At 41.7% G+C, this 15,788-nt stretch carries 12 protein-coding genes and 1 rRNA gene; 12 read left to right on the top strand and 1 reads right to left on the bottom strand.

All coding sequences use genetic code 11. The features are described 5' to 3' along the window. Positions 1 to 82: ribosomal RNA gene (rrf, locus tag AB7E53_RS10390) — 5S ribosomal RNA — on the top strand; the annotation flags it as partial. Positions 83 to 534: 452 nt separating this feature from the next. Here the strand turns inward: rrf and AB7E53_RS10395 are convergent. Then, positions 535 to 1,887 carry a serine hydrolase domain-containing protein gene (locus AB7E53_RS10395; protein WP_446775539.1) on the bottom strand — a complete coding sequence of 451 codons (1,353 nt, stop codon included), beginning with the start codon at positions 1,885 to 1,887 and terminating at the stop codon, positions 535 to 537. A 271-nt stretch (positions 1,888 to 2,158) separates the two neighbouring features. Here AB7E53_RS10395 and AB7E53_RS10400 point away from each other — a divergent pair, with 271 nt between their 5' ends. From AB7E53_RS10400 to metH, 11 genes are all read left to right on the top strand, one after another. Continuing rightward, positions 2,159 to 3,640, top strand: coding sequence for a glycoside hydrolase family 10 protein (locus AB7E53_RS10400; protein WP_446775541.1), 1,482 nt, complete (start codon positions 2,159 to 2,161; stop codon positions 3,638 to 3,640). 87 nt (positions 3,641 to 3,727) lie between these two features. Then, entirely contained in the window at positions 3,728 to 4,168 is a 441-nt protein-coding gene (locus AB7E53_RS10405) for a hypothetical protein (RefSeq protein WP_446775543.1), read from the top strand. A 140-nt stretch (positions 4,169 to 4,308) separates the two neighbouring features. Beyond that, entirely contained in the window at positions 4,309 to 6,522 is a 2,214-nt protein-coding gene (locus AB7E53_RS10410; RefSeq protein WP_446775544.1) for a TonB-dependent receptor, read from the top strand. A gap of 28 nt (positions 6,523 to 6,550) precedes the next feature. Further along, on the top strand, positions 6,551 to 6,898 hold the full coding sequence (locus tag AB7E53_RS10415; RefSeq protein ID WP_079684612.1) for a cation transporter: 348 nt from the start codon (positions 6,551 to 6,553) through the stop codon (positions 6,896 to 6,898). Between the two features lie 165 nt (positions 6,899 to 7,063). Continuing rightward, positions 7,064 to 7,606, top strand: a complete 543-nt coding sequence (locus AB7E53_RS10420; protein WP_068180681.1) for an RNA polymerase sigma factor — start codon at positions 7,064 to 7,066, stop codon at positions 7,604 to 7,606. Then, positions 7,596 to 8,873 (top strand): outer membrane beta-barrel protein, encoded by a 1,278-nt coding sequence (locus tag AB7E53_RS10425; RefSeq protein WP_446775546.1) that lies wholly within the window; start codon positions 7,596 to 7,598, stop codon positions 8,871 to 8,873. Before AB7E53_RS10420 ends, AB7E53_RS10425 begins: the two co-directional genes overlap by 11 nt. 35 nt (positions 8,874 to 8,908) lie before the next feature. Further along, entirely contained in the window at positions 8,909 to 9,676 is a 768-nt protein-coding gene (locus AB7E53_RS10430) for a hypothetical protein (protein WP_179398675.1), read from the top strand. A 165-nt stretch (positions 9,677 to 9,841) separates the two neighbouring features. After that, positions 9,842 to 10,411: a YIP1 family protein gene (locus AB7E53_RS10435; protein ID WP_079684615.1), complete on the top strand. Its 570-nt coding sequence runs from the start codon at positions 9,842 to 9,844 to the stop codon at positions 10,409 to 10,411. Between the two features lie 9 nt (positions 10,412 to 10,420). Next, complete coding sequence (gene smpB / locus AB7E53_RS10440) at positions 10,421 to 10,882, top strand: SsrA-binding protein SmpB (protein ID WP_079684616.1); 462 nt, start codon at positions 10,421 to 10,423, stop codon at positions 10,880 to 10,882. Between the two features lie 2 nt (positions 10,883 to 10,884). Continuing rightward, positions 10,885 to 11,841: a nucleoside recognition domain-containing protein gene (locus AB7E53_RS10445; protein WP_179398674.1), complete on the top strand. Its 957-nt coding sequence runs from the start codon at positions 10,885 to 10,887 to the stop codon at positions 11,839 to 11,841. 60 nt (positions 11,842 to 11,901) lie between these two features. Next, positions 11,902 to 15,600 (top strand): methionine synthase, encoded by a 3,699-nt coding sequence (gene metH, locus AB7E53_RS10450; RefSeq protein ID WP_446775548.1) that lies wholly within the window; start codon positions 11,902 to 11,904, stop codon positions 15,598 to 15,600. Positions 15,601 to 15,788: the final 188 nt, after the last annotated feature.

A 15,788-nucleotide genomic window follows, 5' to 3' on the forward strand; every position in this document is an offset into this window, starting at 1 on the left:
TCTTCCCATTCCGAACAGAGAAGTTAAGCCCACCCACGCCGATGGTACTGCGTAACAGTGGGAGAGTAGGTAGCCGCCGTTTTTAGAGAAGGAGTTAGTTCGATTGAACTGACTCCTTTTTTTGTTTATACCCCTGCCGACTAATGCATTAGGGGCAGAAACAGAAACAATACGTCTGTCGGCGTTATATTGTCCCGTAAATGGATTAAAGATATGTCCGGTGTGACTGGGCATCTGGATAGAACGAATGCCTGAAACAAGACAAACCCAAATATGTTGATTATTATATTAATAATCCGACTGATATACCTGCGACTATCTTATAATATTTAATTTTATTTCATTATACCCTAACGATAGTTGTATAGTATTATAATACATAATTATATTGCATATTCAGGTGCCTCGACAATGCTCTTCCTAAGCACCTGGATTGCATTATTAAACAGGCTGCAAATCTTTAATACGTCTCATATATTTAAGACATACATATTATTTAATACTATGTATACGAATAGGATGAAACCTAGGGTGCTATTCTTTTGTGAATGTAAAATCTTTACCACCTTGCTTCAATATCATTGTGTTCGATTCGGAATTAAAATGCATGATGATTCCAGCCATTTCAAACCTAAATTTATTGGTGTCAAAACATTCCAAAGGAAAGGCTGGCTGACCAGCTCCCTGGCCATGTAGCAAACCTTTATCAACAAATATCCTGAGTTTAATAGGTAGTTCCGGGCTGCTGTAGTTCCCGGAAAGTTTTTGAAGGTCGCCTTCACTTACCTCTAAAAGGTTACCAAATGCCGGAAAGGTATAGGTCGGGTCGCCGGTAACAATACGCATGATATCAATAGCTATATTGTTAAGTGGATAGACAGTGCCATTGGATGTAATAGCCACCGAAAGATCTAGTCCGGGAATAATAAATAAAGTTGACTGAAAGCCATCAATGCTTCCTCCGTGTCCATAGCTCTGTTCTAGTCCGAATCTATATGGAGACAATCCCAGACCATATCCATCCTGCATTGTAGTCATCATTTTAAGTGTCTCCGCTTTAACTATTTTGCCCTCCTGTAATCCCCAAATAAACCGGTTCATATCCGATGGTGTCGATAAAAGGAATCCTGCACCTAAAGGAACACTGGGGTCTGTTTCCGATTCCAGAGCCCAATGCGAGTTTTGAGGTGTCGCAACCGGTAGGTATCTGTAAGAAGATGCTTCATTCTTTTCCGGATTGATTGATCCGAATATGCGTGTATGGGTTAGCCCACATGGTTTGAGAATAAAATCATTTAATAACTCGTTGTAAGATTTACCACCTGCATCCTCGGCAATTAAAGATAAAAGGATGTAGTTTGAGTTTGAATACTGATATTTGGATCCGGGTTCAAAATCACTTCCTAAAGCCGCCAGTTTTTCCAACATCTTCTGCTTACTGAATACAGAAGTATTCCATTGTAAGTAATCAGGTAGATTGGTAAAATTGAATATTCCGCTACGGTGACGCAATAGTTGTTCGATCGTGATTTTATCTGCATTTTTTATCTGGGGGTAATAACGACTTAACAGGTCGTTGGTAGACAACTTCCCTTGCTCAGAAAGCTTCATGATTATACTGGCCGTATACACTTTGCTGATGGATCCTATTCTATACCGCGTTTCTTTATTTGCTTTGAGCAATTTCTCTACGTTGGCAAATCCATATGCATTTCCATAGATCTCTTTTCCATCTTTGAAAACAGAAATACTTCCCATGCCTTTATCATTATTCCGGATCAGCTCAATAAGGCTGTCAAGCTTGGCAACATAGGGTTGTTGGGCACTACAAACATATATACTTAAAAGACTTACAAGGACAATAAAAAGGCTGGTGCGTGTTTTCATAATGGTTCGTTTTATAGTTTCATAAAGAAACAAAAGGTTAATGAATTATAATAATATGTATAGTTAAATAATCTTATTCCATATAAAATTAGTGAATCAGATAAGAAAATAATCTTTTAGCTGCATTTTTACATTATGTATAGTCTTATCGAACTTAATAGATGGTTATAATGCAAGAAGTCTATGTTATTCCATTCAAGCAAATGTATATGATGTGTCGGTATTTTCGTTATTTTTGTCGGGAATTGCTGTGCAATAAATAAACATTTGTATGAAAAGATATCTATATATTGCTTTATTATCACTTATTGGATTAATGCTTCGGGCGGAGGTGCCTTCACCCAAACACGAAATAAGGGCGGTCTGGCTTACGACCATTTATGGACTCGACTGGCCACAGAAGCCTGCGACGACCGAGTACGGTCGGAAGATGCAACAACAGGAATTATGCCAGATACTGGATCGTTTGAAAGAAGCTAATTTCAATATGGTATTTGTTCAGGTTCGTATGCGTGGAGATGTTATCTATAAATCGGCTATCGAGCCCGCCTCGAAAACATTTTCGGGAAAATATGGAGTGATGCCCGGTTACGATCCGTTGGCTTTTGTTATTGAAGAGTGCCATAAAAGAGGAATGGAATGTCATGCCTGGATGGTTACTTTTCCGGTAGGAACTGACAAAACAGTAAAAGAACAAGGCCGCAATTCGGTGGTTAAACGGATGCCCTCGCTCTGCAAGCGATTTAACGGCGAGTGGTACCTCGATCCGGGAGTACCGGGAACAGATCAATATATTCTTTCTCTTGTAAAGGAAATAGTGAATGGATACGATGTGGATGGGATTCATTTTGATTATATACGCTATCCAGAAGAGGCTAAGAAGTTTCCCGACAGGGCAGCTTATAATAAATCAGGTAAGGGAATGCCTTTAGACGAGTGGCGCCGTTCCAATATTACCCGGATGGTATCCATGATTTATGATTGGGTAAAGGGAGTGAAGCCCTGGATTCAGGTTAGCAGTTCTCCTTTGGGTAAATACAGCCGTATTCCGAAAGTACCCAATGCGGGTTGGACTGCTTACGAAAGTGTTTATCAAGATCCCGGTAAATGGTTGCAGCAGGGAAAGCACGATATGGTGGTACCGATGATGTATTATAAGTTTGATAATTTTTTTCCGTTTGTAGATAATTGGGTAGAAATTAGCAACGGACGGATTGTTGTACCCGGGTTAGGGGCTTACCGGATGGACAAAAAAGAGGCTGATTGGGAAAAAAATGATATTACCGATCAGATTGATTACAGCAGATATTATGGTGGTGCCGGTTGTTCGTTTTTCCGTTGTGCAAACGTGTTGGACAATACTAAGGGTATTTACGACGAACTGAAAAATGTATACTACAAGTATCCTGCCCAGCTTCCTCCGCTCAAATGGTTGGATGATGCTGTTCCGGAGGCTCCTTCAGAAATTAAAGTTCGCAAAGAAAATAATGAACTGGAGCTTACCTGGGATGTGCCCGAAGGTAAGAGTGATTCTTTATCTTACACTGTTTATTACGCGATTAATGATTCGGTGGACACCCAAACATCATCTCATATGCTGGCTACCGGAGTAAGAGGAAATTCCTTCCGGTTACCGCTTACAGATGAAACAGAGAGAATGTATTCATTCTGTGTTACCTCTTCTACCCGTTATCGGATAGAGAGCAAACCTTCGAAAGAAACTATTTATTATTTGCTTCCGTACGAAAAATAATAGTTAAAAATAGAATGGACTCGGTTGGAGTTTTGATTATTTTATATCTTTGTAGCAGTTATATATTCTTATTATAGCTTTAAACAGATGAAAAAGACAGTAACGGTTGTTTTAATTCTCTTTCTTGCCTGTATCGTAGGATATGGGGGAGCAGGGATTAATTATATAAACTATTGCTGTCACGAGTGTGCTGTACAAGGAGTGGATGCTGTGGTTAACGATCTGTGTTGCGAAACACACGGACACGATCATGTTAATTTCATGAACGAGAAAGGAGAAGTTTTCCGTCATGACGGCGACTGCCTTAACTGCGGATTGAAGCGTGTTAAGTTTGAATGGACAGACGATACGGATGATATACCTGTGATACAGGTTCCTTCATTTGATCTGAGTTACTTAAATTTTGATATTGTTCAATCGTTGATTCCTGTTGTACCTGTTTACAGCCATTGTTTTGTTCCGCTGGATGGGCCGCCTATACTATGCCCACGTGTTTATTTATCGCTTCTCACTACACTTCTGATTTAATTTTTAAACGATTTTGTTCCGGTTGCCTGTAGGTTGCCGGATGAAGGATTGTAGTCTTATCCCGAACAGGATATGGAATGTTTCCGTATCTAAAAATGGATAGGAAAGGCATCAGTGTATTAACGTTTAAGAATTTGAATATGTTGAAACAAGTATATTTTTTACTTTGTATGATGCTTATTCCGACAGGATTACTGGCGGATGGTGTCGTAAAAGGTCATGTTTATGATGAAAACAAACAGCCTGTAATAGGAGCAAATGTTTATTGGGAAGGCACACAGGAAGGTACAACAACCGACTTACAAGGGTTCTTTACCTTAAAGAGTAAAGGACCTGAAGCCAATCTGGTAACAAGTTATATTGGTTACCAAACCGTAGCTGTTGCGGTAAAAGACAGTAAAGAACCTTTGGTTATTGTGTTAAAAGGAGAGGTCTCCTTAGACGAGGTAGTGGTAAGTGAACGCAAGGTGGCTACAATTTCAAGTAGAACAAGTGTGCTTCAAACCCAGAAAATAACTTATGATGAGTTGTGTAGAGCTGCCTGTTGTAATCTGGCCGAAAGTTTTGAAACTAATCCATCGGTAGATGTCTCTTATAGCGATGCTTCCACGGGAGCGCGTCAGATCAAATTATTAGGTTTATCCGGCACTTATATACAGATGCTTACCGAAAATTATCCAAATTTCAGAGGAGCCTCTTCTCTTTATGGATTGGATTATGTCCCGGGCGCCTGGATGGAGAGTATCCAGGTATCTAAAGGAACCTCATCTGTAAAGAATGGTTACGAGGCATTGGCGGGGCAGATTAACGTGGAATTTAAGAAGCCGCAGACGGCTGATATTTTCTCTGCTAATCTTTTTGCCAGTGATGCCGGAAGATATGAAGCAAATACAGATGCATCCTGGCATATAAACGATAAGCTTTCCACAGGTTTGTTGGTGCATTACTCCAACGATAAAATGTCGCATGATGATAATGGAGATGGTTTTCTGGATACACCCTTAAAAGAACAGGTAAATCTGATGAACCGGTGGAGCTATAATTCGGGCTCGTATGTGGCTCAATATGGTGGACGTTTCTTGCACGAAAGCAGAATAGGTGGTCAGGATACGCATCACGGCGGCATGGTTAATCCATATGTAATAGACCTGAACACCAACCGGGCCGAGCTGTTTACCAAACAGGCCTATATTTTAGATAAAGAGAAGGTTGAGAGTGTAGCACTGATTCTTTCGGGCTCATATCACGAACAAAAGTCCATGTATGACATTACTCCCTATAATATTTATCAGAATAATGTGTATGCCAGCCTGATGTATGAAAAGGAATTCTCGCATGCACACAGTCTGAGCACCGGATTGAGTTTGAATTACGATGGATTTAATGAAAACCTGGTACTAAATAACAGATGGACACCCTACAACAGAAGCGAAGTGGTGTCTGGAGCATATGCACAATATACCTATAATCTGAACGATAAATTCATTCTGCTGGCAGGTATCCGCGCCGATTACAGTGAAAAATACGATTTCTTTGTAACACCCCGTGTACACATTAAGTACAATCCATTCGATTGGTTTCATGTACGCGCTTCGGTGGGAAAGGGATATCGAACGGCCAACGTGCTTGCCGAAAATAACTTTCTGTTGGCCAGCAGTCGCAAAATGCGTATTGCCGAAAACCTGGATCAGGAAGAGGCATGGAATACAGGTTTAAATCTTTCATTCTATATCCCGATTGCCGGGAAGGAACTTACATTGAATGGGGAATGGTATTACACAGATTTTAATAAACAAGTGGTAGTGGATGTGGATAGCAATCCCCACGAGGTAAGTTTTTATAATCTGGAAGGATCTTCCTATTCAAACAGTTTCCAGCTGGAAGCTACCTATCCGTTTTTCCGTGGTTTCACCCTTACGGCCGCCTATAGGTATACCGATGCCCAAACCGACTATCGCAACGAAGCTGGTTTGATTTACAGAATGAAGAAGCCTTTGGTGAGTGATTATAAGGGATTGTTAACAGCTTCGTATCAAACCCCGCTAAAAAAATGGCAGTTTGATGTTACTTCTCAATTTAACGGAGGAGGAAGAATGCCGTTACCGGATACCACCCATCCGTTGTGGGATAGTAAATTTAAGGATTACACGGTTGTAAATGCACAGGTTACCCGTTTCTTCCGCAGATGGTCCGTTTATGTGGGCAGCGAGAACCTGTTTGACTTTACACAGGATACTCCGATAATAGATGCTTCTAATCCACGAGGTGATAATTTTGATGGCTCAATGATTTACGGTCCGGTACACGGACGAAAGATCTATGCCGGAATCCGTTTTAATATTGCAAGAGATTGATTTGTGAAACAACCAATAATGTAAAAGTATGAAAAGAATTGTTTTTATTCTCGTATGTACCTTTTGTGTACTGAGTACTGTTTTTGCACAAGATGTAAAAAAGAAAAAAGAGTCGGCCACTTTCTTCATTGAAGCAATGGATTGCGATCATTGTGTAAAGAAAATAGAAAAGAACATTGCCTTCGAAAAGGGGGTGACAGATTTGAAATGCGATTTATCTACGCGTACGGTCGTTGTAACTTACAGAGCTGATAAAACATCGGCCACACGTTTGGTATCGGCATTTAAAAAGATTGAGATGGATGCTGTTCCAGTAGATGATGGAGCCGGATGTGCTGTTCCTGTCAAAAAAGAAGACGGAAAGCATAAGCATTAACCAGATCATTTTTATCTTTGCGTAGCCTCTTTTAAGCAATGGATTCTGTTCCGGTGCTAAAAGAGGCTACCTCTGTTTTTTTTATAAACAGAATGCAGCATTTATTTCAATGTTTTCATCTAATTTGTTGAACGACCTCTGCGGAGGAACTGAATATCTGACTAAATGAATGAACAACAACTGATAGAGGGTTGTAGGAAAGGAGAGAGGATGGCTCAGAAAGAGCTTTACGAAACATACTCCCGCAAAATGATGGGGGTCTGCCTACGCTACGCAAGCGATAGAGAGACAGCCCGTGATTTACTGCAGGATGGATTCGTAAAGGTTTTTACTGCCCTTGATTCTTATGCCGGTTCGGGTTCGTTCGAGGGGTGGATGAGAAAAATATTTGTAAACTCTGCGTTGGAGCATCTGCGTAAAACGGATATTCTGAGGGAAGCAGTAGATCTTGATAATACGGCGGAGCTGATGCATCCGGATAATTCGGTTATTTCTGAAATGTCTGCTGCAGATCTGCTCCAACTGGTACAGGAACTTCCTCCCGGCTTCAGGACAGTATTCAACCTGTTTGCCATAGAGGGCTATTCTCATAAAGAGATCAGTGAAATGCTGGAAATTACCGAAAGTACATCAAGGTCTCAGTTTACAAGAGCAAAACAGTTATTGCAACGGAAAGTAAAAGAATTGGATGAAAGATATGAACGATAAACAAAGAGATCAATTGGAGGATATATTCAGATCAAAGTTGCAGAACTTTGAATCGGATCCCGATCCGGCCGACCTGGATGCTATATTGCAGCGTCTGCCAGCCCGGAAGGTTGTTCCCTTAAGACGAAAATGGCAATATGTGGCTGCTGCCGCAGCTATTGTCTTTTTGATTGCAACCGGTACGTTCTATTTCTATACGGAGGAAACATTGCAGTCTCCTTTGGTACAGCAGGCCAGACAGGAAACCGAAGTACTGGATAACCAATTGAAACAGGAACAATTGAAAACCATTACAGAGCCTGTTCAACTGGCTGATGGCGAATCGGTACAAGAGAAGAAAGACAGAACGTATGCGAATAAAAAGGTGGACCGTATTGTTAGATTGAATGCTGCAGTGCAATCAGCATCCCAGAAAGTTTCTACGGTTGAAACGGAAACAGATTCGGTAGCGACCGAAGTCCCAAATAATACGGAAGGAGTACCTTCTCAACCAAGCATAGCCGCCAAACAGGATAGCGAACCTAAACCGGTTGCCGAAAAAGCTCAGGAAACACGCCGTCTTATTGCCGATGCAGGTCAACCGGATATAAAAAGGGGTGAAAAAACGGACAGAAAATGGAGTTTTGGCCTCGGAAGCGGTAGCTTTACTGCCGGATCGGGCAATACGGTTAATACGTATACATTTAAGAATTCCATGCAGGCGGATAAAGGGTTGATGTATATGAATGCACCATCCATCAACAGTGAGCTTCCGAAAACGGATATACATCATGATACCCCGATTACGTTTGGGTTGGCTGTAAGCAGACGATTGAACGATCGGTTTGCGTTGCAGACGGGACTTAACTTTACCCTGCTGTCGTCTGATTGGAAAACGAACGGAACATTTCATACAAAGACGAAACAGAAACTTTATTTTCTGGGAGTACCTATGTCTGTAGTCTATAAAATTGCTGAATGGAATAATTTCCAGTTCTATACTTCAGCAGGAGCTATGGCCGAGATCAATGTAAATGGTATAGTTAAAAACACACTATTCTCCGAAGGAATTGATTTAGGTACGGAAAGTGAAAAGGTGCGGATGAAGGAGTGGTTATGGTCGGCCAACGCAAAGGCCGGAGTAAGCTATCCGGTTTATCGCTTTGTGAATGTTTTTGTTGAAGGCGGTGTGGCATACTACTTCGATAACGGAAGTTCAATTGAAACCATTCGCTCGGAAAAACCGTTTAATGCGGGATTTAATGTGGGATTAAGATTGGGATTTTAATAATAAATTAATATAATTACTAAAAAAGAATGAAGATGAAGAGACTTAGAATGACTACGCTGACGGTTTTGGCTTCGGCGATGGTACTGTTAACCTCATGTTTGGGAGAAGGCGGAAGTGAAACCAGCCTTTACGGCATAGCCGGTGTTGTGGAATCTCAACCGTTGACCTACAAAAAAGTGGTCCGGATTTCGGATGGTAGCCTTATTTATTCGCCGGGTCTGGACTCGGATGCTTCTATACAGCCGGGTGATTGTTGCCTGATTGACATGTATATAGATTATTCAGTTCAGAATGTAGAACAACTGGGTTACTATGCTGCTACGATATCAAACTATGTGGATGTGGATAAGTGGCCTACAAGCTCGTCAACCGACTCACTTAAAGTACGCCCCAACGAACAAATGATTTACGATATTCCCTCGTTGAACTTTATCAGCAACAAGCTATTTGTTTATTCGCAGCATAAAGAACAAACAGAACAGAAAAATACGTACAGACTAACTTACAATCCGAACGAAGAGGTTAAGGAAGTAGACGGATACAGAATCTATAATTTTTACTATTCATGCCAGAAGGTGCAAGATGGTAAATCTCCCGAAATCACCCCCTATCATGTTAATGCATTTGATGTGGAGTATGTATTGAAACAGATTGCTCAAAAGGAGAAAACGTTGGGCAATGATAAATTAAGCTTTAAAATTAATTATATTAAAACAATTAATGCCGACAGCAGCTTTGTGAAAGGGGCTACTCAACGCATTACGTGGGATGTAAGCTCAATATTGGGTACATCCAATTAATTTTCAAATAAACGGTGGATTAAAGGGAATTGTCTGTGGACAGTTCCCTTTTTTTATTGTGTTCTTTTATTGGAGGTTTGATGTGATTTCAACTATAAAATACAGCAAGATAGTAGAAGTTATGTCTTATTTTTATACTTTTGTCTTTCAATTAGAAATGTGAAGATGTATAAGGAGATAATTAAATTAGTTATACTAATTATTTCTCAGCCTGCAAAGGCATGGGAGATGCTTTCCCTGAAAGAAGACAAAGAGGAAGACTTTCTATCTCGGTTTATTTATCCGTTGATTGGAATGGTAACGTTGGCTGCTTTTTTAGGAGTGTTGTTCACCCGGAAGGAATTTGACGTTGAGCTTGCATTGAAATCGTCCATTAAAACATTGGTTTCTTTTTTTGGTGGATTTTATCTGGCATCCTACCTGCTTAATGAACTTTGGGTGAGTATATTTAAACGAGTGAAAGATATGAAACGCTGGCAATGCTTTGTCGGCTATTCGTCGTCATTGGTGTATGCACTTACTATCGTACTCATGCTTTTGCCCGAATTCTTTTTTCTTCGTATCTTTATTCTTTATACGGTTTACATTGTGTGGGAGGGTGCAGAATCTTACATGGGAGTAGAGGAAAATGTGAAGTTGAAATTTGTTGGTATTGTTTCGGCGGTGATATTACTTGCACCTATTATCATCGACTTTCTGCTTTCCATGTTAATGCCTGGTTTACGTTTCGAATAATTCAGAAAAATGAAAGAGAAAATTAGTAATAACATACAGATCAAAAACAAACGGGCCACATTCGATTACGAATTGCTCGACACCTTTACGGCAGGCATTGTGCTTACCGGTACGGAGATTAAATCAATTCGTTTAGGTAAAGCCAGTCTGGTGGATACCTTTTGTATCATGGAGAAAGGCGAGCTGTGGGTGAAGAATATGTATATTGCCGAGTATTTTTATGGTACCTATAACAACCATGTGGCCAGAAGAGACCGTAAAATGTTGTTGAGCCGTAAGGAATTGCGAAAAATTGAAGGAGCGTCCAAGAACAGCGGCTTTACGATTGTGCCGATTCGTTTGTTTATCAATGATAAGGGCCTGGCCAAGGTGGTTATCGCAGTTGCAAAGGGGAAGAAAGAATACGACAAGCGTCATTCCATCAAGGAAAAAGAAGACAAACGGGAGATGGACCGTTTATTCAAGAAATAGGAATGGGAACTCACTTGGAAAGGATCTGGTTGTGTATCAAGAATGCATTGCCTAAGTCTGCCAGAACTTGTATCTGGCTGTTGAAGATTATATTGCCCATCTCTTTATTGGTCAGATTGCTTGAGTATTCGGGCTGGTTGGCCGAAATATCCGGATTCCTTTCTCCGCTTTTCTCGCTTGTAGGATTACCCGGCGAGACAGCTATCATTTTTATAACAAGTACCTTTGGTCCGCTGTACGCACCCATCGCATTAATTACTTCGATGTCTTTGGGATTAAGAGAGGCGACCATCCTTGCAATAATGTGCCTGGTATCACACAACCTCATTGTGGAATCGTCCATACAGGCAAAAACAGGTTCTTCTTTCTGGGGAATGACCATCCTGCGTTTATCGATGAGCTTTCTGATTGCCTTTACCTTAAATCTGGTGCTTCCTGAATGGAGCGGACAAACAGTAGGGAAGGCATTAGCAGCAACGCAGGATACAAGTTTAAAAGAGGTGCTTATCCTTTGGATTACCGGATCCATGTCGGTAATAATCACTATTTTGCTGATTGTAACAGGCTTGATGATTCTGCATAATGTATTGGATGAATTCCGGCTTATGAAAAAACTGTCCGACCTATTTGCTCCTTTGATGAAGATTTTCGGTCTGCCCCGCGATGCCGCATTCTTGTGGCTGGTTGGGAATGTTGTAGGTCTTGCCTATGGCGGAGCGATTATGGTTGAGCAGATGCAATTAAAAAAGCTTACGCAAAAGGAGGGCCATCTGTTGAATCATCATTTAGCTGTCTCTCATTCATTACTAGAAGATACTGTTATATTTGTTGCTATTGGAATTCCCGCTCTTTGGATACTTGGAACCCGGTTGCTTTTTGCAATCGCGGTGGTCTGGGGCCGGAGACTATACAACTTTATATACAGCCGTAATGTTATTAAAAGACCTTTGGAAGGTTGACAAGCTTTTTTGTTTCGGCTTGTAAATATTGAAACATCTCCCGATTAATTATAGCAACATATGAACAAGCAAACTTTTTTACGACTTCTCGAAGAGCGTATCCTCATTCTTGATGGAGGAATGGGTACGATGATTCAGGGATATCGTTTAGGCGAAAACGATTACCGCGGCACACGCTTTGCGGACATTCCCGGACAGGTGAAGGGAAATAACGATATGCTCTCTGTTACTCAACCGGAAATTATCAAGACAATTCATCGTCAGTATCTGGAAGCAGGTGCCGATATTTTTTCTACCAATACATTCAATGCGAACGGTATTTCCATGGCGGAATACGGTATGCAGTCGTACGTACGTGAAATTAATCTGGGTGCAGCAGGTATTGCCCGTGAGGTAGCCGATGCATTTATGAAGGAACATCCTGATAAAACTATATTTGTTGCCGGTTCTGTAGGTCCTACAAACAAAACAGCCTCAATGAGTCCGGATGTTAGCAATCCTGCCTACCGGGCCGTTTCCTACATGGATTTATATAACGTCTATAAAGAACAAGTAGAGGCGCTGGTGGATGGCGGTGTAGACATTATTTTGTTTGAAACAACATTCGATACCTTGAATGTGAAAGCCGGACTGGAAGCGGCCGAGGTTGTATTGAAAGAAAAGGGTAAAGATCTGCCTATAATGTTGTCGCTGACTTTGGCCGGACAAGGAGGACGCACGCTTTCCGGACAGACTTTAATGGCATTTCTGGCTTCTGTACAACATACCAATATTGTAAGTATCGGTCTGAACTGCTCTTTTGGAGCTGCCGATATGAAGCCATATCTGCAGGAACTTGCAAAATATGCTCCCTGTTATGTTAGTGCTTATCCAAATGCGGGTTTGCCAAATAGCTTGGGTGAATACGATGAAACTCCCGAAACGATGGCTGGACACATCAAACCCTTTGTGGATGAACAGCTAATAAATATAATTGGCGGATGCTGTGGTACTACTCCTGCGCATATCGCCCGTTATCCGGAACTGGTAAAGGGTGCCAAGCCCCGAAAACCGGCACCCAAACCGGATTGCCTGTGGTTATCCGGTCTGGAACTGTTGGAAGTAAAACCGGAGAATAATTTTGTGAATATCGGCGAACGCTGTAATGTTGCCGGCTCCCGTAAATTCTTACGTCTTATTAAAGAGGGAAACTACGAAGAGGCTCTTACTATTGCACGTAAGCAGGTAGAAGATGGCGCCCAGATAATTGATATAAATATGGATGATGGAATGTTGGATGCCGTAAAGGAGATGACCACATTCCTGAATCTGATTGCCGCCGAACCGGATATTGCCAAAGTACCTGTAATGATAGACTCTTCTAAATGGGAGGTTTTGGAAAAAGGGTTGCAATGTGTTCAGGGCAAGAGTATTGTAAATTCAATCAGTCTAAAGGAAGGAGAAGCCGAATTCCTTTCACATGCCCAGCGTGTTAAACAATTAGGTGCTGCAGCTGTGATTATGGCTTTTGATGAGACCGGACAGGCAGATACTTTCGAGCGTAAAATTGAGGTATGTAACAGGGCTTACCGCCTGTTGGTGGATAAGCTAGACTTTAATCCTCATGATATAATATTTGATCCGAATGTGCTGGCCATTGCTACCGGTATGGAAGAGCATAACGGATATGGTCTTGCTTTTATTCAGGCAGTGGAGTGGATCAAGAAGAATCTGCCCGGAGCCAGAGTAAGTGGCGGTATAAGCAATTTGTCGTTTTCTTTCAGAGGAAATAATTATGTGCGAGAGGCAATGCATGCCATCTTCCTGTATCATGCCATTGGAAAAGGGATGGATATGGGTATTGTGAATGCGTCGGAGGCCGTAAGTTACGACGATATCGAACCTGGCTTCCGCACATTGGCTGAAGATGCTATTCTGAACCGCCGCCCCGAAGCCATGGAGGAGCTGATCAATTTTGTTCAGAATCTGAAGGTTGAGAAAGAGGGTGCGACGGAAGACAAACATGAAGCCTGGCGGGAGGGTACATTGGAAGACCGTCTGGTCCACGCGTTGGTTAAAGGAATTGGCGATCATCTGGAAGCCGATCTGGAAGAGGCGCTGACAGCTTATCCTAAAGCGGTCGATATCATTGACGGACCTCTTATGAAAGGGATGAATATAGTAGGAGATCTCTTTGGTGCCGGTAAAATGTTCTTGCCTCAAGTTGTGAAAACAGCCCGAACCATGAAGAAGGCTGTTGCAATCCTGCAGCCTGCCATCGAATCGGAAAAGGTGGCCGGCGGTGCTACCAAGGCCGGAAAAGTGGTATTTGCCACGGTGAAGGGTGATGTGCATGATATTGGAAAAAACATTGTATCTATTGTACTTGCATGCAACAATTACGAAGTGATTGATTTGGGTGTGATGGTGCCTGCCGATGTTATTATAAAGAAAGCAATAGAAGAGCAGCCGGATTTTGTTTGTTTAAGCGGACTTATCACCCCTTCACTTGAAGAGATGGCTCATGTGGCTTCCGAAATGGAGAAAGCGGGATTATCCATCCCGATGATGGTGGGTGGTGCTACTACATCCAGACTTCACACAGCCTTGAAGATTGCGCCACATTACAGTCACCCGGTGATACATGTGTTGGATGCATCACAAAACCCCATTATTGCCTCTAAATTTACCAATAAGGATTCGAGAGATGAGTTTGTAACTCAATTATATAGTGATTACGAGGCGTTACGACAGTCTTTTGCTGCCAAAAAGGAAGTACTTGTTCCGCTGGCAGAAGCAAGGGAAAAGCATATTCCAATTGATTGGAAATCTTATGAACCTTTTGTGCCGAATCAAAAAGGAGTACACGTATTACCCTATATTCCGGTGGAGGAGATTATTCCATATATCCACTGGACCTTTTTCTTCAGTGCATGGAGATTGAACGGACGTTTTTCTGAAATCACGAAATTACATGGTTGTGATGCCTGCCGGGCTTCCTGGTTGGCAGATTTCCCTGAAGCCGACAGAGCCAAAGCGGCCGAAGCCATGCAGTTATATAAAGATGCTGTCCGGATGCTTGATAAACTTGTAGAGATGAAAGCCGAGTTTGTTAAAGCGGTTTATGGATTTTTCCCGGCAAACAGCGAAGGGGATACTGTGCTGATTGATGGTGTAAAGTTCCCGATGCTCCGTCAGCAGGTTAAACGTGAAGATGAAATATATAAATCATTGGCCGATTATATTATGCCTGCTGCCGAAGGAAGAACAGATTATATCGGAGCATTTGTAGTTACCGCCGGTGCCGGTGCCGATTATTTGCAAAATAAGTATGAAGAAGAGGGTGATACCTACAAAGCCATGCTTTTGCAGACGCTGACCGATCGTATGGCAGAAGCGGCCACCGAATACCTGCATGAAAAGGTACGCAAGGAATATTGGGGCTATGCAGCCGACGAATCATTCACAATGGCCGATTTGTACAGAGTGAAGTATCAGGGCATCCGACCGGCTATCGGTTATCCGTCGTTACCGGATCAGCTGCAGAATTTCACGTTGGATGAACTGCTTAACATGTCGCAAATAGGAGTGAAGCTCACAGAAAATGGAGCCATGGCCCCTACCGCTACGGTTAGTGGATTGTTTTTTGCTCACCCGGAATCTAATTATTTCCAGATTGGAAGTATAGACAAAGAACAAGTGGACGATTACGCCGCGCGAAGAGGATTAAACGAAATGGAAATTCGTAAAATGTTGGGACGTAATTTTAATCAGATGTAATAGGGTTGTAAAGACATATAACAGTAAGATTGAAAAGAATATAAGCACTGCTACCGATTTGAATAGGAAGCAGTGCTTTTTTCATTTAATACTTTTATTTTTTTCAATACGAAGAACTATTCGTTTGTCAGCTGTGTCCTTTGCGTTTGTCATATGTTGAATGCAAAGTAGACAGCTGTATACCTTGC

The sequence above is a fragment of the Macellibacteroides sp. genome, from assembly GCF_050251695.1.
GTDB classification, from domain to species: domain Bacteria; phylum Bacteroidota; class Bacteroidia; order Bacteroidales; family Tannerellaceae; genus Macellibacteroides; species Macellibacteroides fermentans.

Bases quoted from the DNA above. Each gene is read 5' to 3' on its own strand.
- AB7E53_RS10430 (WP_179398675.1), top strand. From the start codon at position 8,909: ATGAAGAGACTTAGAATGACTACGCTGACGGTTTTGGCTTCGGCGATG.
- AB7E53_RS10400 (WP_446775541.1), top strand. From the start codon at position 2,159: ATGAAAAGATATCTATATATTGCTTTATTATCACTTATTGGATTAATG.
- AB7E53_RS10405 (WP_446775543.1), top strand. From the start codon at position 3,728: ATGAAAAAGACAGTAACGGTTGTTTTAATTCTCTTTCTTGCCTGTATC.
- AB7E53_RS10415 (WP_079684612.1), top strand. From the start codon at position 6,551: ATGAAAAGAATTGTTTTTATTCTCGTATGTACCTTTTGTGTACTGAGT.
- AB7E53_RS10420 (WP_068180681.1), top strand. From the start codon at position 7,064: ATGAATGAACAACAACTGATAGAGGGTTGTAGGAAAGGAGAGAGGATG.
- AB7E53_RS10410 (WP_446775544.1), top strand. From the start codon at position 4,309: ATGTTGAAACAAGTATATTTTTTACTTTGTATGATGCTTATTCCGACA.
- AB7E53_RS10435 (WP_079684615.1), top strand. From the start codon at position 9,842: ATGTATAAGGAGATAATTAAATTAGTTATACTAATTATTTCTCAGCCT.
- smpB (WP_079684616.1), top strand. From the start codon at position 10,421: ATGAAAGAGAAAATTAGTAATAACATACAGATCAAAAACAAACGGGCC.
- AB7E53_RS10395 (WP_446775539.1), bottom strand. From the start codon at position 1,887: ATGAAAACACGCACCAGCCTTTTTATTGTCCTTGTAAGTCTTTTAAGT.
- AB7E53_RS10425 (WP_446775546.1), top strand. From the start codon at position 7,596: ATGAACGATAAACAAAGAGATCAATTGGAGGATATATTCAGATCAAAG.
- metH (WP_446775548.1), top strand. From the start codon at position 11,902: ATGAACAAGCAAACTTTTTTACGACTTCTCGAAGAGCGTATCCTCATT.
- AB7E53_RS10445 (WP_179398674.1), top strand. From the start codon at position 10,885: ATGGGAACTCACTTGGAAAGGATCTGGTTGTGTATCAAGAATGCATTG.